The sequence below is a fragment of the Acinetobacter sp. AOR12_HL genome (assembly GCF_027855275.1).
GTDB lineage: Bacteria > Pseudomonadota > Gammaproteobacteria > Pseudomonadales > Moraxellaceae > Acinetobacter > Acinetobacter baumannii.
Map to the genome: position 1 here is coordinate 79,638 of NZ_JAKTIJ010000022.1, position 19,904 is coordinate 99,541.

15 protein-coding genes are annotated in these 19,904 nt (G+C 40.8%); 14 read left to right on the plus strand and 1 reads right to left on the minus strand.

The features are described 5' to 3' along the window. The first annotated feature begins 5 nt into the window (after positions 1 to 5). Positions 6 to 338, plus strand: a complete 333-nt coding sequence (locus tag MKL36_RS11060; protein WP_021510161.1) for a DUF7709 family protein — start codon at positions 6 to 8, stop codon at positions 336 to 338. A gap of 2 nt (positions 339 to 340) precedes the next feature. After that, positions 341 to 1,165, plus strand: coding sequence for a putative RNA methyltransferase (locus tag MKL36_RS11065; protein ID WP_021510160.1), 825 nt, complete (start codon positions 341 to 343; stop codon positions 1,163 to 1,165). A 17-nt stretch (positions 1,166 to 1,182) separates the two neighbouring features. Here MKL36_RS11065 and ponA read toward each other — a convergent pair whose 3' ends face one another. Then, complete coding sequence (gene ponA, locus MKL36_RS11070) at positions 1,183 to 3,738, minus strand: penicillin-binding protein PBP1a (protein ID WP_021510159.1); 2,556 nt, start codon at positions 3,736 to 3,738, stop codon at positions 1,183 to 1,185. A 161-nt stretch (positions 3,739 to 3,899) separates the two neighbouring features. Between ponA and MKL36_RS11075 the strand changes: the two genes are divergently transcribed. From MKL36_RS11075 to MKL36_RS11130, 12 genes are all read left to right on the plus strand, one after another. After that, the gene (locus tag MKL36_RS11075; RefSeq protein WP_002014066.1) at positions 3,900 to 4,958 is read left to right on the plus strand and encodes a pilus assembly protein PilM; all 1,059 of its coding nucleotides are present in this window, start codon (positions 3,900 to 3,902) and stop codon (positions 4,956 to 4,958) included. Continuing rightward, complete coding sequence (locus MKL36_RS11080) at positions 4,958 to 5,599, plus strand: PilN domain-containing protein (RefSeq protein ID WP_021510158.1); 642 nt, start codon at positions 4,958 to 4,960, stop codon at positions 5,597 to 5,599. Before MKL36_RS11075 ends, MKL36_RS11080 begins: the two co-directional genes overlap by 1 nt. Further along, on the plus strand, positions 5,596 to 6,336 hold the full coding sequence (locus MKL36_RS11085; protein ID WP_000076101.1) for a type 4a pilus biogenesis protein PilO: 741 nt from the start codon (positions 5,596 to 5,598) through the stop codon (positions 6,334 to 6,336). The genes MKL36_RS11080 and MKL36_RS11085 overlap by 4 nt, the downstream gene beginning before the upstream one ends. Before the next feature lie 10 nt (positions 6,337 to 6,346). Next, positions 6,347 to 6,874 carry a pilus assembly protein PilP gene (locus MKL36_RS11090; RefSeq protein WP_000695065.1) on the plus strand — a complete coding sequence of 176 codons (528 nt, stop codon included), beginning with the start codon at positions 6,347 to 6,349 and terminating at the stop codon, positions 6,872 to 6,874. A gap of 67 nt (positions 6,875 to 6,941) precedes the next feature. Beyond that, positions 6,942 to 9,107: a type IV pilus secretin PilQ family protein gene (pilQ, locus tag MKL36_RS11095; RefSeq protein WP_086374082.1), complete on the plus strand. Its 2,166-nt coding sequence runs from the start codon at positions 6,942 to 6,944 to the stop codon at positions 9,105 to 9,107. 11 nt (positions 9,108 to 9,118) lie between these two features. Continuing rightward, the gene (aroK, locus tag MKL36_RS11100) at positions 9,119 to 9,688 is read left to right on the plus strand and encodes a shikimate kinase AroK (protein ID WP_000643712.1); all 570 of its coding nucleotides are present in this window, start codon (positions 9,119 to 9,121) and stop codon (positions 9,686 to 9,688) included. A gap of 28 nt (positions 9,689 to 9,716) precedes the next feature. Further along, a complete protein-coding gene (gene aroB / locus MKL36_RS11105) occupies positions 9,717 to 10,799 on the plus strand; it encodes a 3-dehydroquinate synthase (protein ID WP_001193997.1) in 1,083 nt (360 codons plus the stop codon). Between the two features lie 15 nt (positions 10,800 to 10,814). Continuing rightward, complete coding sequence (locus MKL36_RS11110; protein ID WP_000218798.1) at positions 10,815 to 11,690, plus strand: hypothetical protein; 876 nt, start codon at positions 10,815 to 10,817, stop codon at positions 11,688 to 11,690. Between the two features lie 460 nt (positions 11,691 to 12,150). Next, positions 12,151 to 16,626: a glutamate synthase large subunit gene (gene gltB, locus MKL36_RS11115; RefSeq protein WP_171251817.1), complete on the plus strand. Its 4,476-nt coding sequence runs from the start codon at positions 12,151 to 12,153 to the stop codon at positions 16,624 to 16,626. A 70-nt stretch (positions 16,627 to 16,696) separates the two neighbouring features. Further along, on the plus strand, positions 16,697 to 18,118 hold the full coding sequence (locus tag MKL36_RS11120) for an FAD-dependent oxidoreductase (protein WP_000840834.1): 1,422 nt from the start codon (positions 16,697 to 16,699) through the stop codon (positions 18,116 to 18,118). A gap of 175 nt (positions 18,119 to 18,293) precedes the next feature. Continuing rightward, a complete protein-coding gene (locus MKL36_RS11125; RefSeq protein WP_270908989.1) occupies positions 18,294 to 19,181 on the plus strand; it encodes a metal-dependent hydrolase in 888 nt (295 codons plus the stop codon). A gap of 130 nt (positions 19,182 to 19,311) precedes the next feature. Next, entirely contained in the window at positions 19,312 to 19,902 is a 591-nt protein-coding gene (locus tag MKL36_RS11130; protein WP_000846931.1) for a LemA family protein, read from the plus strand. The last annotated feature ends 2 nt before the right edge of the window (positions 19,903 to 19,904 follow it).

The window sequence follows — 19,904 nt, forward strand, 5'->3', positions numbered from 1 at the left end:
GGTAAATGACAAAAGTTGCTGGTCTAGACCAATTATCTGTAATTAATCAAAAAGTAGTTGGAGAGGGCGAAGTCTTACCTCAAGTTGTGCTTAAAGATGGAAGTCAGGTGCAAACGGGAACTGTCGCGACGATGCTGCATAATATTGAACTCTATAATGCGGGGCAAAGAGGGCAAATTGAAGAAGAGTTGAAGATCGCAATTCCAACTTTATTTAAAGTGGGCTTGTTTGATTTGTTTGAAGTAGATGAATGGATTAAGGGAACAAATGCAGGCCGTACATTTGTTGGAATACACGCTAAGGCTTATTTACAACAAAAAGAACAAGAGAATAATTAAACGTGACTACGCAAAATTTAATGTGCCCTGTGTGTCGTCAACGACTTGAGCTGGTAAGCAAAACATGGCGATGTGAACAGGGTCATAGCTATGACATTGCAAAGCAAGGTTATGTGAACTTACATGTTGTACAGCACAAACATAGTAAAAATCCGGGAGATACTCCTGAGTCTATAGATGCGCGCCGTGCTTTCTTACAAGGTGGCTATTATCGACCTTTACAGCAAGCAGTAGTTCATTTGCTGAAAGATCTTAAAGCTAAAATGGTACTTGATATTGGCTGTGGTGAGGGCTATTACACCAGTGCAATGCAACAGGTCGTTGAACAGTGTATAGGTGTAGATATTGCAAAAAATGCAGTACAACGCGCAGCAAAGTTAAATGACAAAGTGACATGGGTGGTTGGTACAGGAGCAACTTTACCTGTCATCGATCAAAGCATGGATGTGTGTACGAGTCTTTTTAGCCCGATTCCCCAAACGGAAATTCTGCGTGTTTTAAAAGATGATGGTTATTTAATTGTTGTGACTCCGGCAACCGATCATTTGTATGCGATGCGTGAGGCGTTGTTTGAACAGGTTAATCCTCACACACCACAGAAATTTGTTGAACAACTACAAGATTTATTTGAGTTGAAAGAACAGCAAGTTATTGATGCTGCTTTAGTACTTGACCAGCAAGCTTTAAAAAATCTTATTGCTATGACTCCCTATGCTTATAAGGCATCTCCAGAACGTCGTATGCAACTAGAACAGAAAGCACACTTACAAGTGACTGCATCTTTTCAAATTTATCTTTTTCAAAAGCGTAATAAAAAAGCCATCTAACGATGGCTTTTTTATTTTTACTCAATTTGATTAATCAAGTTTTCTAATTCATCTTTTTCACGCTTCGGCGCTGCCCCTTGCGAAGGTTTCATTGCTGGAGGGGTTGTCTTGGAAGGAATCACAATTTCCTCACCAGGTAAGTCATCGAAGTCATTATTGGTGGTTTTAGGTTGTGGTGGTGCAGGACGATAGAGTGGGCGTGCTAATGGAGGGGCAGCACGATAGGTTTTCTTATCGCCTACTTCAGTTGTGACTTCTTGCTTATCGCGAGAAATAGGTGCCTGAGCATCTTTTTCTAAACGAACCCAAGCAGCTGGTGTACCTTGCAATGCTTGACCCATAAAGTTAATCCAGATTGGTAGTGCAGCAATACCACCATACTCACGGCGACCAAGTGTAGTCGGCTGGTCAAAACCAACCCATGTTACAGTTACTAACTTGCCATTAAAACCTGCAAACCATGCATCTTTTGCATCGTTAGTCGTACCTGTTTTACCTCCTAAATCACTACGGCCAATTTTAAGTGCAGCACGACCTGTACCATGCTCAATTACGTCACGTAAGATATTTGCCATGTCATAAGCAGAGCTTGATTTTAAAATGCGCTGAGCTTGACGATATTGACTGTTATTTTTGTCCGTCTGTTTAAGGTTAAGTTGTTTGGTTGCCTTTTCTTTCTGCTCTAGCTCTTTATTTGTGACTTCAACAACTTGATCATCTGGAGTAGTTACCTGTGTATCGTCAGTTGTCTCAGGAGCGTTAATACATGGAATACATGCATATTCTGGTTTGGCTTCGTAAATGACTTTACCGTATGCATCTTCAATACGCTGAATAAAATGCGGTTGAACACGGTAACCACCGTTTGCGAATGTTGCATAACCAGTTGCCATTTGAATTGGTAATACTTGAGGCGTACCTAAAGCAATGGTGTAGTTACGTGGAATTTGATCCTCTTGTAAACCAAAATCCATGAATAATTGGCGAGTACGTTCAATTCCTACAGTTTGTAAGAGTCTTACTGAAACCGTATTACGAGACAAATACAAAGCACGGCGTAACGGGATCATACCTAGGTAGCGACCATCAGAGTTCTTCGGTGTCCACTTGCCAATCGTAATAGGGCTATCATTCACCATACTATAAGGTGTCATGCCACGTTCTAATGCTAAAGCATAGAGGAATGGTTTGATGGTAGAACCTGGCTGACGCCAGCCTTGTAAAGCACGGTTAAATTTTGATTGATAGAAATTATAACCACCTACAATTGCTTCAATTGAGCCATCGTTTGGGTTAATTGCAATGAGCTGACCTTGAACTTTTGGTACTTGAACTAGTGACCACGCAGTTTTAGCTTCATTTGGGCGTAAACGAACAATATCTTTAACTTTAACAATTTGAGATGCACGAGAAGGCGCTGCACCTACGCTATTTGCATTGCGATAGGGACGGGCCCATGACATGCCGGACCATTGCACGGTTACTGTTGAGCCATCTTGCATTAATGCTTCAAAAGAGCTGCTATTTACCTTGGTGACTTGCGCCGGATAAGTGTTGGCATATGCTCTAAATTCGCTTAATGGCTTATCATGTGCTTCTGCACCACGCCAGCCATGACGACGGTCATAAGCTTCAAGACCGTCCTGCACAGCTTTTTCCGCAATCGCTTGGCGTTTCGCATTAATTGTTGTGTAGACTTTATAACCAGAATCAATTGCTTGTTCACCAAAATGTTTTACAAGCTCTGAGCGGACCATTTCACCTGCGTAGGGGTGAATATTATTTAAGTCACGGTTGGGCATATTCAAATTGATTGGCTCTGCAACGGCCTTTTGATATTCCGCTTGAGAAATATAACCAAGTTGAAGCATTCGGCCTAAAATCCAGTTGCGACGTTCAAGTGCACGCTCAGGGTTAACAACTGGATTATATTTAGATGGTGCTTTAGGCAAGCCGGCAATCATGGCCATTTGGGCAATGCTGAGCTCATTAATGCTTTTGTTGTAGTAAATCTTTGCAGCCGCTGCGATACCGTAAGCGTTTTTACCTAAGAAAATCTTATTTACATAGAGGCTTAAGATGTCTTCTTTAGATAAGTTTTGCTCAATTTTTCGAGCCAAAAAGATTTCTGTTAGTTTGCGTTTTAATGTTCTTTCTGGACTTAAATAATAGTTCTTTGCGACCTGCATCGTGATGGTTGAGCCACCAGTTTGTACATCAGAACCAGTCACACTTTCACTCAAAGCACGACCTAAACCTTTAAAACTAATGCCACTATGTTCAAAGAAAGAAGAATCTTCTGCTGCTAGAAATGCATGAATAAAATTAGGAGGAATTTGTTTGTATTCAACCGGAATAGAAAGTTTACCACCGTATTCAGCAATGAGTTGATTATCGGCTGTATAGACTTGCAATGGTTTTAAAAGCGGTGCTTTTTTTAGTGAACTCATTTCCGGAAGCGTTGGGGCAATATAGAGATACATGCCATAGAATCCCATCGGAAGTGAGACTAAGATAATAATAATGATCAAAAAAATTGGACGCACGAAGCCCAAACTGGATAGCTTTTTCATGATAAGTAAGCTTTAATAAGATCGAATACAAACTAATTGTGGTCAGTATAGCCTTTAGACATGCGGATTGTTAGATGAGATATTGTATCCGTGTAAAAATAAAGACCGAGATTATTGGTTTGTAATTTTTTTTGGGGATAAAAAAATAATAGGACAATAGTGTGCTCAGGTTATATCGTAAACCTAATAAGGGGTTAATGGGTGTCGATATTAGTTCGACTTCTGTTAAGTTGTTAGAGCTCTCTGTCAAGAACGGTAAATATTGGGTAGAAAGCTATGCTTTGATGCCTTTACCCGAAAACAGTGTAGTTGAAAAAAATATCTTAAATCCAGAAGCAGTTGCAGAGGCTTTGGAACGGGCGATGAATTTAGCAAATCCCCAAACCACTCATGCTGCAATTGCTGTTCCGACATCGACGGTTATTCATAAAACTATCGAAATGGATGCAGATATGAGCGATGACGAACGCGAAGTTCAGATTCGTGTAGATGCGGAGCAGTATATACCGTTCCCTTTAGATGAGGTGAGCCTTGATTTTGAGGTTTTGCCCGATCGTCTTGCGAATCCAAATCGTGTAAATGTGCTCTTGGTCGCCACAAGAACAGAAAACGTTGAAACACGCGTTGAAGTGCTTGAATTGGCAGATTTAAATCCTAAATTGGCTGATGTCGAAAGTTACGCGGTTGAGCGCGCTTTTAGCGTGTTTGCTGATAGCTTACCGATGGGTGCAAATACCATAGGGATTTTAGATATCGGCCATACCATGACGACATTATCTGTCATGCAAAATGGCAAGATTATTTATACACGAGAGCAGGTTTTCGGCGGAAAACAACTTACGCTTGAAATTCAAAGTCGTTATGGTTTGTCTTTAGAAGAAGCAAGCCGAGCGAAAAAAGATCGCTCTTTACCAGATGATTATGAAATTGAAGTGCTAGACCCATTTCTAGACGCGGTAGTTCAGCAGGCGGCCCGTTCACTACAATTTTTCTTTTCTTCATCCCAATTTAACGAAATAGACCATATTTTGCTCGCTGGTGGAAATGCGAATATTCCAGGCCTTGCCAAGCTTTTGCAGCAAAAATTAGGCTACCGTGTCACGATTGCCAACCCGTTTTTACAAATGGGCTTTTCTCCTCAAGTCGATGTTCAAAAAATTGAAAATGATGCCTCATCTTTAATGGTGGCATGTGGCTTGGCTTTAAGGAGTTTTGATTAATGGCAACAATTAATTTACTGCCTTGGCGCGAAGAGCTGAGGGAGCAACGAAAAAAACAATTTATAACGTTATGTTTTGGGGTGGTTGTTTTGGGGATTACAACCGTATTTGGGGGATGGTTCTATTTTGACCATAAATTAGATGATCAAGAGCAAGCGAATCAGCTCATTATGAGCACAAATCAGAACCTTGATCAGCAATTAAAAACATTAAACGGCTTACAGGAACAGCGTGATGCCATTATTGAACGCATGAAGTTGATTCAAGGTTTGCAGAGTCAACGTCCAGTAGTGGTAAGACTTGTTGATGAGTTAGTTCGAGTCACACCATCAGCTATGTATTTAACGAAATTTAGCCGAACCGGAGATAAGTTTACGATTGAAGGTAAAGCTGAAAGTCCAAATACAGTAGCCGAACTACTCCGTAATCTTGAAGCATCTCCTTGGTATCGTAATGCTTTTATGAACTCTTTCTTGGCTAATGAAGAGAAAAAAGATAAGACTGCAAGTTCTCTTCTTCCTAGGGTGGAAGACCACTATGGTAGTTTTGTTGTGACTGTCGATTTGGGGGAAATGGGCGTGACCACAACGGATGATTCTGCTAAGCCATCTACAGGTGAAAGTGTGGGGGCTGCTAAATGAGTCAAGACGAACTTCAAGAATTGTCATTAGAACAATTATCTGCAAAGAAAAAGAAATTTAATCTCGATAAATTCCTTCAGCAATTTAATACGCTGGATATGAACAACTACGGTAGTTGGCCAATATCTGTAAAAATTACGTGTTGGATTTTTATTTTCTTTGCTGTGTTAGCTTTGGGGTATTTCATTGTTATTCAACCGAAATTACAAGCTATTGATAATGCTCAAGCTCAGGAAAGCAATTTATTAAACGAATTTCGTGAAAAAGACTCGAAATTACGTAACCTGCAACAGTATCAGGTACAACTTCAAGAGATGCAGGCAAATTTCAACCAGCAACTAGAGCAGTTACCAAAAGAAACTGAGATTCCGAGTTTAGTTGAAGATATCAACTTAACAGGAGTGAACTCTGGATTGAAATTTAAAAATATTCGCTTGGAAGATGAAGTAAAGCAGGAAATTTTTATTGAGCAACCAATTGCCATAGAAGCGACCGGGGACTATCACGCATTTGGAGCTTTTGTAAGTAGTATCGCTGCTTTGCCTCGTATTGTAACCATGCACGATTTTACTGTTGATGTATCGCCAGCTAAAGATAATAAGTCTGATATTCCTGTGCTGAACTATTCCATTAAAGCAAAAACATACCGATACGTAGGGGCAACAGATACATCGGAGCAAACAGGCAAAGCTCCAGCAGCATCTGCTTCAACGAACACTACTGTTCAGCCGAAATAGGAGAGTTATGATGAAAATTAAGCAAATTACTCTTTATGTTTTGGCGTGTGCTGTGCTTGTCGGTTGTGATTCAAGAATTGATGCAGTAAATCAGGAAATGGCCAATATTCGTAATCAGCCGCCACTCCCTATTGAACCAGCACCGATTTTTACTCCTGTACCACAATTTAATTACGCTGCTCATCAATTAAAAAGCCCATTTATGCCAAGTTCTCTAGCTGCCGAGCTCAAGATTATGGCGGGGAAACGGGTTTATCCGAATTTCTCACGTGCGCCGCAACCACTCGAAAGTTATGCACTTGAAGCTTTAAATATGAAAGGGAGCATGCGTAATAATCGAGGGCAGATATTGGCCCTGATCCAGACACCGGATCAGCAGATTGAAAGGGTACAAGTGGGTAACTATATGGGCATGAATCAGGGCCGTATTACCCATATTAGTCCAACCCAGATTGATCTGGTTGAAATCGTACCAGATGGTCGAGAAGGCTATGTCGAAAGACCAAGAACATTGGTCTTGATTGGGCCTGCACCCTAAAATTTAGGGAATAACAACGAAAAAATATTTTTAAAGATTATTTAATTTAATTGGGGATGGTCAGACAATGAATCACGTATTCCGTCAGTTTTCTATGGGGGCTGTAGCTATTGCGATTATGCAGGCTGCATCTGCACAGGTCAGCATGACCAACATTGTACCAATGCAAATTGCAGGTCAGGGCACAGAAATTAGAGTCATGTTTAATGGCTTGCCACCACAACCACAAGCTTACCAACTTGAAAATCCTTCACGTTTAATCCTTGATTTTGATAAGGCACAGCAAGGTTTAAAACAGTCTAAAATTGCAGTTGCAACCAATGAGGCAAGTTCTGTAGATGTTACTTCAGATGACCAGCGCTCACGTTTAACTGTAAACCTAAAAGATGCTGGAGCATTTACAACACGAGTCGAAGGCAATACTTTCATTTTAAAAATTAATTCTGCTCAAACAAGTAATAAGCCGCTACCTGTGGTCTCAGCACAACCACAGGGAGTTTCAAATATTGGCTTTCAGCGTGGTAGTCAGGGAGAAGGCCTGGTTGTTGTAGATCTTTTAGGAAGTAATACGCCTGTAGATGTTCAGCAGCAGGGTAGTAAAGTCGTTATAAGAACAATAGGTACAAAAATCCCGACACATTTAGCACGTCGCTTAAATGTAAATGATTTTGCAACCCCCGTTTCAAGTATCGATGCTTATAATGATAAAGGTGTTGGTGTAATAACTATCCAGTCCTCTGGTAGCTATGAATATATGGCCTATCAGGCGGAGAATAAGCTCACGATCAGTTTGAAACGTCCCCAAGATAAAAATGTTACCTCTTTATATAAAACGCCAAATTATTCAGGAAATAAACTTTCATTAGACTTCCAAGATATTGAAGTACGCCGTGTGTTGCAATTACTTGCTGATTTTACAGGCATCAATATGGTAGCTGCCGATAGTGTACAAGGTAATATCACACTACGTTTAAAAGATGTACCTTGGGATCAGGCTCTTGATATTATTTTAAAAACTAAAAATCTTGATAAACGCCGTAATGGCAATGTGATTTGGATTGCTCCAGTTGCAGAATTGATTAAAGCGGAAGAAGAAGAAGCGAAAGCTGTTGCACAAAGTGTCAAACTTGCACCCTTACAGACTGAGTATATTCAACTGAAGTATGCTAAAGCTGGCGATATTATGGGTCTCATTACACAAGGCTCAAATAATAGTAATGGCTTACAACATACTTCTGGTGGAGGGACCTCAACTTCAACCAATTTAAATACTGGAGTTGATAGTCTAGGCAATAATGTGGGTAGTTTGCTTAGCCCGCGTGGCACTATTACTCAAGATGACCGAACCAATACTCTTATTATTAACGATACTGCTCAGTCAATTGATCAAATTCGTAAAATGATTGACTTGCTTGATGTGCAAGTTAAACAGGTTATGGTTGAAGCACGTATTGTGAGAGCCTCTACGTCATTTACCAAAGAACTTGGTGTGAAGTGGGGCATTCTGTCGCAAGGTATTACCAATAACAACAATTTGCTGGTTGGCGGTAGTGAAACAACTTTATGGAATTTACGCGAACCTAAAAAAGATGAAACTACAGGTGGGTATAAATATACGATTGAGCGCCCAGATAACTTAAACGTGGATTTAGGAGTTTCTAATCCTGCAGGAAGTATTGCTTTTGGCTTGATTAGTATGTCTGACTTTATGTTAGATCTTGAATTGTCTGCTTTACAAGCGGATGGTTATGGTGAGGTTATTTCTACCCCTAAAGTCATGACTGCCGATAAACAAACAGCGAAAGTTGCAACTGGTCAACAAGTTCCATATCAATCTACAACTAACTCTGCAGCAGGTTCAACTGCTACAACATCTTTTAAAGATGCTTTGCTGAGTTTAAATGTGACACCAAGTATTACACCTGATGGTAAGATTCAAATGAAGTTGGATATTTCTAAGGATTCTGTAGCGGGTGCGGCTCCAAATGGAGAGTTGATTTTAAATAAAAATAATATCAACACCAATGTATTGGTAGATAATGGCGAAACTGTCATTTTGGGTGGTGTTTTTGAGCAAACAACTATGAATTCACAAACCAAAGTTCCTTTCTTTGGTGATATTCCTGTTGTTGGGCGTTTATTTAGAAAAGATGTAAAGTCTGATGATAAACAAGAGTTGCTGATTTTCGTTACACCACGAATTGTTAATGACACTTTAGCGAGAAATCATTAATATATTTTTTAATGAAAGCAATTGAAATAGGTGGCGCCTTGCCAAGCAAAGCGTTTGAAACCCTACCAAATATTTATTTGGTAGGGCCCATGGGGGCAGGAAAAACAACCGTTGGACGTCATTTAGCAGAACTATTAGGGCGTGAATTTTTAGATAGTGATCATGAAATTGAGCGCAAGACAGGGGCCACTATTCCCTGGATTTTTGAAAAAGAAGGAGAAGTCGGCTTCCGTACGCGTGAAACTGTCGTTTTAAATGAGCTTACTTCACGTAAGGCATTAGTGCTTGCCACAGGTGGCGGTGCTATTACTCAGGCGCCTAATCGGGAGTTTTTAAAGCAACGTGGAATCGTTGTTTATCTATATACTCCTGTCGAATTACAACTACAAAGAACCTATCGCGATAAAAATAGACCTTTATTACAAGTTGAAAATCCTGAACAAAAATTGCGGGATTTATTAAAGATCAGAGATCCTCTGTATCGTGAAGTTGCACACTATACGATTGAAACGAATCAAGGTGCTGCACGTGATCTTGCCCAAAAGATTTTGCAACTTATTCTATCGAACAAGTTAAAATAGACGAACTGACTAGTGGTTTTATAAATTCATGCAAACTTTACATGTTGAATTAGGCGAACGCCGTTATCCTATTTTCATTGGTAGCCAACTTGACCCGAAACAATTACTAGAGCCTTATATTCATGGTCAACAGGTCATGATTGTGAGTAATGTTACGGTTGCGCCTTTATATTTAAGCCACTATCAGGAAGCTTTGGAAAGTCTAGGTAAAACGGTTGCGACCTGTATTTTACCTGATGGCGAAAAGTATAAAGATATTCAGCATTTAAACTTAATTTTTGATGCATTGCTTGAAGCTGGTTTTAACCGCGATTGTACGGTTTTAGCTTTAGGTGGTGGCGTCATTGGTGATATGGCTGGTTTTGCTTCCGCTTGTTTCCAACGTGGCGTTTACTTTGTACAGGTTCCTACAACCCTGCTTTCACAAGTAGACTCAAGTGTTGGTGGAAAAACAGGTATTAATCATCCGCTTGGCAAGAATATGTTAGGTGCTTTTCAGCAACCACAAGTCGTTTTAGCTGACATGGCACAATTGAATACGCTGCCAGAACGTGAGCTTTCGGCCGGTTTAGCCGAAGTAATTAAATATGCACTTTTGGGTGATGAAGATTTCCTGGTTTGGCTTGAAGAAAATATGGATGGCCTAGTTGCAAGAGATGCTGACCTTTTAGCAGAGGCTGTTTATCGTTCATGTGCTCACAAAGCCCGCATTGTTGCCAATGATGAGAAAGAGCAAGGTGAACGTGCTTTACTTAACTTAGGTCATACTTTTGGTCATGCGATTGAGTCGTATCTAGGTTATGGAACTTGGTTGCATGGTGAAGCTGTAGCAACTGGAATGGTTATGGCGGCAGATTTATCACAACGTTTGGGCTGGATCTCAAATGAAGATGTGGCACGTACAAAAAAAATCATTCAACGTGCAAATTTGCCGATATCATGTCCACAAATTCCATTGGATGATTTCCTTGGATATATGGCTCATGACAAAAAAGTTCTTAATGGGCAATTACGTTTGGTGTTGCTAAAACAACTCGGACAAGCTGTAATTACTAAGGACTTTGATGTTGAACTTATGAAACAAGCTATTTTGGCGAATCAACACGGATAACAAATAAGGTAAAGCATGACTGTATCACGTACACTTTGGCAGAATGTTCAACAATATATCTGGTTGGTTGGTGGTATTGTCTGCTTATTCCTTGCTTTTATTTTTTGGGTCATAACTGATAATAAAAAACTGGTTGAGGTTGAAAAGTCGGCTGATTCCGATGCACCCGTACAAATTCAGCCAGAGAAAGTTGCAACCACTCCTAACTTAGGTGCTTTAGCTGACGAGGTTCGTCCACTGGATTTAACAACACGAACTGTGGCGTCAGGTGAACATGAGCCTGAGTTTCGTGGTACAAAATTTATTAATGAAAATAAAAAACAATGGACGCTTGAGTTATTCAGAGCTTCTGATGAAGACATCATTAAAAACTTTTTAAAAAGTCGTACTGATCGTAATAAGTTTATTTATTTCCGCTTAAGCGGAGAACAACAAGCAGAACAGTATGTGTTGGCTTACGGAACATTCAAACGTTCAGAAGATGCGGTTCAGCAATTAACACAGATTAATTTGCAGTTACCTGATTCGGTTAAACCTCAGCCACAGCAGTTCTCAAGTTATGCCCCACTGGTAAATGATTTGGGGGCAGATGAGATGAAAGGTGGCAATAATCAGTTATATGAAGTTAGATTGCGTCCAGCAGCTTTGCCTAGAATTGATGAATCTTTATTAATGTCAGCTCCAGCGAGTGGTACCCTAAACACTCAGCCAAAACCTGCTAGTACTAACTCGGCTACAAAAACTACTATTGTGCGTCGTGATGCGGCAGGAAATGTGGTTGATGTACAACAATCGAATTCTAATATTGATCAGCCAAATAAACCTGCACAGACAAGGGGTAATGAGAATCAACCAAAAAATGCTACAAATGAGGGCACAAGAGGGAACTAAATCACCTTAAGTTGTGCTCTAAAATAGTGCAAATATATGGTGTATTAATATTTTTTGACCAGATGTGGTGCATATTTAGTCATTTTTTAACATGATAACGTGAATAAAATAATTATATTTATAATAAATATAAAGATTTAGGCCTATTTTTCTATTTTGGCACACTTTTTGCTTTATTGTTGTGCTTATTAATGTGCTGCAAACTATTTTAGCCTCTAAGAAGTGAATTCTATGCAGAGTCGTGGGGTCGAACTGCTTTAAAAGAGTGCGAAATAAGTCAAAACATTTTTCTAGCAAAAACCAGTGTACGTAAAAATGGAACAGCGTATATTGGCTTATCCGCCCAAAATTTTTTTTTGCGAAACATTGAGCTAACTATCGTCCATAGGCACTATCGCAAAAAGAAGTTGTTTGTTTGACGCTCGAAAGAGCCTTATTGAAAGAAGGGTACGCTATGCACATGCCATCGCCTAATACTGTAGCTCCCGCTCAAGGTTTATATCAGCCTGATGAGTTTAAGGATAACTGTGGTTTTGGACTGATTGCCCATATGAAGGGTGAATCAAGTCATCATCTAGTAGAAACCGCGATTCACAGTTTAAGTTGCATGACGCACCGTGGTGGTATTGCCGCAGATGGCAAGACGGGAGATGGTTGCGGCTTATTATTGGCGATGCCAAAGCAATTTTTCCGTGATGAAGCAAAAAAACTGAGTGATATTACACTGAGTGAAATTTTTGCTGTGGGTACGGTATTTTTAAATATTGATCCAGCATTAGCACAGCACTCTAAAAATATTTTAACGAAAGAAATTGAGTCAGAAGGTTTACGTGTACTTGCTTGGCGTATCGTTCCAACAAACAACGATGCATTGGGTGAAATCGCGCTTCAATCTTTACCTGCTTTTGAGCAAGTCATCGTGAACTGTCCAATGGGCGTAACTGAGGTTGAATTTAACCGTAAGTTATTCTTGGCGCGTCGCCGTGCGGAACAACAACTCCAAAATGATCCGTTATTTTACGTGACTACGCTTTGCTCGACAGTCATTAGCTATAAAGGCTTAATGATGCCTGCGGCGATTGCCGAGTTTTATACAGATTTGGCAGATGAGCGTTTAAAATCACATATTGTGGTATTCCACCAACGTTTCTCTACAAATACATTACCGCGTTGGCCATTAGCTCAGCCATTCCGTTATCTTGCACATAATGGTGAAATCAACACAATTACAGCAAACCGTAACTGGGCATTAGCGCGTACTCCTAAATTTGAAAACCCATTATTACCAGGTTTGACTGAGCTTAACCCGATTGTAAACCGTACAGGTTCGGACTCTTCAAGTTTAGATAATATGCTTGAGATTCTGGTGGGCGGTGGTATGGATTTATTCCGTGCTTTACGTATGCTCGTGCCACCAGCTTGGCAGAACGTTGAAACTTTAGATGCAGACTTGCGTGCATTCTATGAGTTCAACTCTAAACATATGGAAGCTTGGGATGGTCCGGCAGGCCTCGTTATTCAAGATGGTCGTCATGCGATTTGTATGCTTGACCGTAATGGTTTACGTCCAGCGCGTTGGGTTATTACCAAAAATGATTACATTACCTTGGCATCTGAAATTGGTGTTTGGGGCTATGAGCCAGAAGATGTGGTATCAAAAGGTCGTGTAGGTCCTGGTCAAATCTTGGTTGTAGACACCCTTACAGGTAAAGTGCTTGATACTAAAGATGTTAGCAATCACTTGAAAAACATGCGTCCGTACCGTGAGTGGTTGCGTGACCATGCGATTCGCTTAAATGCAAACCCGGAACTTGAAGAACAACTTGTTGATAAAGGTTTAACTGGCGATGCATTAAAAGCGGCTCAAAAAATGTTTATGGTGACATTTGAAGAGCGCGATCAGTTGTTACGTCCAATCGCTGAGAGCGGCCAGGAAGCTGTGGGTTCTATGGGTGACGATACACCAATGGCTGTATTGTCTCGTCAAGTACGTCATGTGACCGATTACTTCCGTCAACAGTTTGCACAGGTGACAAACCCACCAATTGACCCATTACGTGAGTCAATTGTTATGTCACTTGAAACCTGTTTGGGTCGTGAGCAGAACGTATTCGAACAAGGTCCTGAGCATGCTGATCGTATCATCATCTCTAGCCCGGTTTTATCAAATTCAAAAATGCAGCAAATTCGTAGCATTGAACGTGCGGGTTATGAGGCGGTTGATATTGATCTGAACTATGCTGAAACCGAAGGTTTACAAGCTGCGATTACTCGTATTTGTGAAGAATCTGCACAAGCTATTCGTGATGGTAAGACCTTAATTGTTTTAACTGATAAAAACATTCGTCAAGGTTATTTACCTGCAAATGCTGCGCTTGCAACAGGTGCGGTACACCATCACCTCATAAAAACTGGTTTGCGTACTGATGCAAACATTATGGTTGAAACCGGTTTTGCACGTGATCCACATCAATTTGCGGTGTTACTCGGTTTTGGTGCTACTGCCATTTATCCATACCTTGCATATGATGTAATCAATGATTTGATTGCTAAAGGTGAGCTTTTAGGTGATCCAATCCATGCACAGGCAAACTTCCGTAAAGGTATCGAGAAAGGCTTATTAAAAGTTCTTTCAAAGATGGGTATCTCGACAGTAGCTTCTTACCGTGGTGGTCAGTTATTTGAAGCAGTTGGTTTATCTTCTGAAGTTGTAGATCAATGTTTCTTGGGTGTTCCTAGTCGTATCCAAGGTGCAACATTTGTTGATCTTGAAAATGACCAGAAAAAGTTAGCGGCTACAGCTTGGTCTAACCGTAAACCAATTGATCAAGGTGGTTTGCTGAAATTCGTATTTGGTAAAGAATACCACGCGTTTAACCCAGACGTGATTAACTCGCTACATAAGGCAGTTCGTTCTGGCAAATACGAAGACTTTAAAGAATATGCTGAGTTAGTGAATAACCGTCCGATCGCGACTATTCGTGACCTGTTTAAATTAAAAACAACCAATCCAATTCCGGTTGAGCAAGTTGAATCGGTTGAAGCTATCTTGCCTCGTTTCGACTCGGCAGGGATGTCTTTAGGTGCACTTTCTCCAGAAGCCCATGAAGCAATTGCAATTGCCATGAATACCATTGGTGGTCGTTCAAACTCTGGTGAGGGTGGTGAAGATCCTGCGCGTTACGGCACAATTCGTAACTCGAAAATCAAGCAAATTGCATCTGGTCGTTTTGGTGTAACACCTGCTTACTTAACTTCTGCTGAAGTCTTGCAAATTAAAGTTGCTCAAGGTGCAAAACCGGGTGAAGGTGGTCAGTTGCCAGGTGGTAAAGTGAATGGCTTGATTGCACGTTTACGTTACTCTGTTCCGGGTGTGACACTTATTTCACCTCCGCCGCATCATGACATTTACTCAATTGAAGATTTGTCGCAACTGATTTTTGACTTGAAACAAGTTAACCCGAAAGCAATGGTATCTGTGAAGTTAGTATCTGAGCCGGGTGTAGGTACAATTGCTGCAGGTGTTGCTAAAGCATATGCAGACTTTATTACCATTTCAGGTTATGACGGTGGTACTGCTGCGTCTCCGCTTTCATCAATTCACCATGCAGGTTCGCCATGGGAGCTTGGCTTGAGTGAAGCGCATCAGGCACTTCGTGTAAATGACTTGCGTGGCAAAGTACGTGTACAAACTGACGGTGGTTTAAAGACTGGTCTTGATGTTATTAAGGCGGCTATTTTAGGTGCTGAAAGTTTCGGTTTTGGTTCTACACCAATGATCGCATTAGGTTGTAAATACCTACGTATTTGCCACTTAAACAACTGTGCGACTGGTGTTGCAACTCAACAAGATCATTTACGTCAAGAGCACTATATTGGCGAACCACAAATGCTCATTAATTTCTTCCACTTTATTGCAGAAGAAACTCGTGAATGGTTGGCAGCTCTTGGTGTAGCTTCACTTAAAGACTTGATTGGCCGTGTAGATTTACTTGAAGTCTTACCGGGTGAAACAGAGAAACATGCTCATCTTGATTTAAGTGCATTATTAACTTCTCATCCTGCTGCTGAAGGTAAAGCACAGTATTGTGAAGTAGAAGGTAATGCACCGTTTGACAAGGGCGTATTGGCTGAAAGAATGGTCGAAGAAATGCTTCCTGCAATCGAGTCAAGCGCTGGTGGTCAATTCAATTTTAATGTCGTGAACTGTGACCGTTCAATTGGTGCACGTGTATCGGGTGAGATTGCTCGTCGCTATGGCAACTTGGGTATGGAAGCACATCCGGTTGTAATGAACCTAACAGGTACTGCTGGTCAGTCACTTGGTGTTTGGAATGCTGGTGGTTTGCACATCCGTCTTGAAGGTGATGCAAATGACTATGTAGGTAAAGGTATGGCTGGTGGTCGTATTTCGATCTTCCCACCAAAAGGTTCACCTTTCCAGACACAAAATACAGCAATTATTGGTAATACTTGTTTGTATGGCGCAACTGGCGGTAAGTTATTTGCTGCAGGTACAGCAGGTGAGCGTTTCGCGGTTCGTAACTCTGGTGCGTTTGCTGTTATTGAAGGTGCAGGTGATCACTGCTGTGAATATATGACTGGTGGTGTTGTGACTGTGCTTGGAAAAGTGGGTCATAACTTCGGTGCAGGTATGACAGGCGGTTTTGCTTACGTGCTTGACCTCGATAATGACTTTGTAGATTACTACAACCACGAGTTAATTGACTTAACCCGTATTTCAACAGAATCTATGGAAGATCATAAAGAATTCTTATTGCGTATTATTGACGAGCATATTAAGGAAACAGGTAGTGCTTGGGCTTACAAAATCCGCAACGAGTTTGACTTCTACAGCCGTAAATTCTGGCTTGTAAAACCAAAAGCTGCTAACTTGCAATCGCTTTTGAAAACTACACAAGCTGACCCACAATAATTCCACGACTGCAAAGACATAGGCAGGTGCGGGCAAACAAGGAAATCCGCGCCTACCCACGGAGAGAGACATGGCAGAACGCCTAAATAATGACTTTCAATTTCTGGATGTACCACGTCAAGATCCAGAGAAAAAAGATATTACTGTCCGCAAAGCAGAGTTTGTGGAAATTTATAAACCTTTTACTTCGGAAACTGTAACCAATCAGACGCACCGTTGTTTAGGTTGTGGTAACCCATATTGCGAATGGAAATGTCCTGTACATAACTACATTCCAAACTGGCTAAAACTCATTGCTGAAGGCCAAATTTTCCAGGCTGCTGAGCTTTGCCATCAAACAAATACTTTACCTGAGGTATGTGGTCGTGTATGTCCGCAGGACCGTTTGTGTGAAGGTGCTTGTACCTTAAATGATGGCTTTGGTGCAGTAACTATTGGTAATGCTGAAAAATATATCAATGACACGGCTTTTGCTTTGGGGTGGCGCCCAGATATGTCACATGTGAAGTGGACAGGTAAAAAAGTTGCAATCATTGGTGCGGGCCCAGCAGGCCTAGGCTGTGCCGACATCTTAGCTCGTGGCGGTGTTAAACCGGTGGTATTTGACAAGCGTCCTGAGATTGGTGGCTTACTAACATTTGGTATTCCAGAATTCAAGATGGAAAAAGATGTGATGAAGCGCCGCCGTGAAATTTTCACTGGGATGGGTATTGAATTCCGCTTAAATACTGAAATTGGTAAAGATGTCACGATTGATGAATTACTTGCTGAATATGATGCAGTATTCATGGGGATGGGAACTTATACCTACATGAAAGGTGGTTTCCCTGGTGAAGATCTTGACGGTGTTTATGATGCGCTTGATTTCTTAATCTCTAACGTGAACCGTTGTCAGGGATGGGAAAAGGACCCAAGTGAATACATTAGCATGGATGGTAAGAAAGTTATTGTTCTTGGTGGTGGTGATACCGCTATGGACTGTAACCGTACTTCATTACGTCAAGGTGCCCACGACGTAACATGTGCATACCGCCGTGATGAAAGTAATATGCCGGGTTCTGCACGTGAAGTAAAAAATGCGTATGAAGAAGGCGTAAAGTTCTTATTTAACCGTCAACCAATCGAGATTGTTGGCGAAAATGGTAAGGTAACAGGCGTAAAAGTGGTAACGACACAAATGGGTGAACCAGATAGTCGTGGTCGCCGTAGCCCTGAGCCAATTCCGGGTTCTGAAGAAGTTTTACCAGCTGATGCAGTTTTGCTAGCGTTCGGTTTCCGTCCAAGCCCTGCTGACTGGTTTGGTAGTGTGAATATTAATCTTGATGGTTCTGGTCGTGTTGTTGCACCTGAACAGCAGGAATTTAAATTCCAGACTTCAAACCCAAAAATCTTTGCTGGTGGTGATATGGTACGTGGTTCAGACCTTGTAGTTACAGCAATCTGGGAAGGTCGCCAAGCTGCTGAAGGTATTTTAGATTACCTTGGTGTTTAATCTAAAAAAATCATTATTAAAGTTTTTGATAAAGCCTGCAATATGCAGGCTTTATTTTTTTACCATTAGTCAGTTTGATGCTTTTGGCAAATACAATAAGCTTTTTTGCCCTGTTTAGCCCCTTAGTCGCAAGAGATACTCAAAGCTTCCTTCTTCAATACAATAGGTGTTGAATATGAATATCGCAGGTATGACGGCAGAAAAATCATATTTAAATCGTCGAAAAGCGTTGGGTATTACAGTGCGTCGCCTTGAGTTTAATCCTCAAGCTATCAAACGCTATTATTTTGCAAATTCGCCTTTAATGTCCCATTTTTTAACTGCACTCTCTTCAACATTTTCCGTAGGAGAACAGTTTTTTGTAAATAGCGTGCGTAATGTACGTGACAAAGTTTCCGATCCTCAATTACAGGCTCAGATTGCGGCATTTATTGGGCAAGAAGCAATGCATTCGAAAGCACATGGAGAGTTCAACGAGGCTTGGCGTCGTGATGACTATAATCTGGATCGCTTTCAAAACTGGTTGAATGAGCGTGACAAGTATTTAAGAACAATTTCTCCTAAGCTGCAGCTAGCACTGACATGTGCATTTGAGCATTTTACGGCTTTGCTGGGGGGATATATTTTACAGCATCCAGAACTTCTAAAAACTTTGGATCAAGATGCGCTAAAGCTTTGGGTTTGGCATGCTATAGAAGAAATTGAGCACCGTTCAGTAGCATTCGATGTCTATCAGCAGGTATATGGTGATGACCGTATTCGTCGTTTACTCATGCGGAGTGTCACTACAGGGTTTGCAAGTCTTGCTTTTTATGGCACTACACGGCTATTTTGGCAAGATAAATGGAAGAGCTTACCTAAAATCGGAGGTAACTTATTTGGGCTATATTTGCTTGCTAAAATGCTTATACAGCTAACTCCTGAATATTTTGCTTATTACAAAAAAGACTTCCACCCGAGTCAAAAAGATTATGGCCATATGGTCGATTATTGGAAAAGTTATTTGGCTGATGAATATCAAATGACAAGTTTCCAAGAGGAAAAAAAACCAAGACCAAGCTAATAAAAAACCGGATTTAAAAATCCGGTTTTTTTAAATCTATAAAATAAAAGCAACACAATAATGCCAAAATCGTCATACAATCGGGAAAAGTGGTTAAAAATATAAAGAAAAACTTGAGGATAATGTGACGATGAAAACGTTTAAACAACTTGCTATCGCGACAACACTTGCCAGTACCCTATTATTTTCAGGCTGTGGCTATAATACTTTACAGGTTAAAGATGAAGCTGTAACAGCGGCTTGGTCTGAAGTACAAAACCAATATCAACGTCGTGCCGATCTAGTTCCAAACCTGGTAAATGTTGTAAAAGGTTATGCTAAACATGAAGAACAGGTTTTAACAGAAGTCACTCAAGCACGTGCCAATGTTGCAGGCTTGAAGGTTGATAAAGAAGTATTAGAAGACCCAGCATTACTTGAAAAATATCAACAGGCACAAAGCCAGTTAACTGGGGCATTATCTCGACTTATTGCCGTTTCAGAAAATTACCCAGATTTAAAAGCCAATACCCAATTCCAAGAATTGCAAGTTCAGCTTGAGGGAACAGAAAACCGAATTGCTGTTGCCCGTAATCGTTATATTACAACTGTTCAGGACTATAACGCTTATGTTCGTCAGTTCCCACAAGCAGTAACAGCAAAAGTGATTGGCATGCATCCTAAAGCCAATTTCTCTGCAGAAGCATCTGCTCAGCAGGCTCCAAAAGTTTCTTTTGATTAATT

Bases quoted from the DNA above. Each gene is read 5' to 3' on its own strand.
- MKL36_RS11110 (WP_000218798.1), top strand. From the start codon at position 10,815: ATGACTGTATCACGTACACTTTGGCAGAATGTTCAACAATATATCTGG.
- aroK (WP_000643712.1), top strand. From the start codon at position 9,119: ATGAAAGCAATTGAAATAGGTGGCGCCTTGCCAAGCAAAGCGTTTGAA.
- MKL36_RS11125 (WP_270908989.1), top strand. From the start codon at position 18,294: ATGAATATCGCAGGTATGACGGCAGAAAAATCATATTTAAATCGTCGA.
- MKL36_RS11085 (WP_000076101.1), top strand. From the start codon at position 5,596: ATGAGTCAAGACGAACTTCAAGAATTGTCATTAGAACAATTATCTGCA.
- pilQ (WP_086374082.1), top strand. From the start codon at position 6,942: ATGAATCACGTATTCCGTCAGTTTTCTATGGGGGCTGTAGCTATTGCG.
- aroB (WP_001193997.1), top strand. From the start codon at position 9,717: ATGCAAACTTTACATGTTGAATTAGGCGAACGCCGTTATCCTATTTTC.
- ponA (WP_021510159.1), bottom strand. From the start codon at position 3,738: ATGAAAAAGCTATCCAGTTTGGGCTTCGTGCGTCCAATTTTTTTGATC.
- gltB (WP_171251817.1), top strand. From the start codon at position 12,151: ATGCCATCGCCTAATACTGTAGCTCCCGCTCAAGGTTTATATCAGCCT.
- MKL36_RS11060 (WP_021510161.1), top strand. From the start codon at position 6: ATGACAAAAGTTGCTGGTCTAGACCAATTATCTGTAATTAATCAAAAA.
- MKL36_RS11080 (WP_021510158.1), top strand. From the start codon at position 4,958: ATGGCAACAATTAATTTACTGCCTTGGCGCGAAGAGCTGAGGGAGCAA.
- MKL36_RS11090 (WP_000695065.1), top strand. From the start codon at position 6,347: ATGAAAATTAAGCAAATTACTCTTTATGTTTTGGCGTGTGCTGTGCTT.
- MKL36_RS11130 (WP_000846931.1), top strand. From the start codon at position 19,312: ATGAAAACGTTTAAACAACTTGCTATCGCGACAACACTTGCCAGTACC.
- MKL36_RS11120 (WP_000840834.1), top strand. From the start codon at position 16,697: ATGGCAGAACGCCTAAATAATGACTTTCAATTTCTGGATGTACCACGT.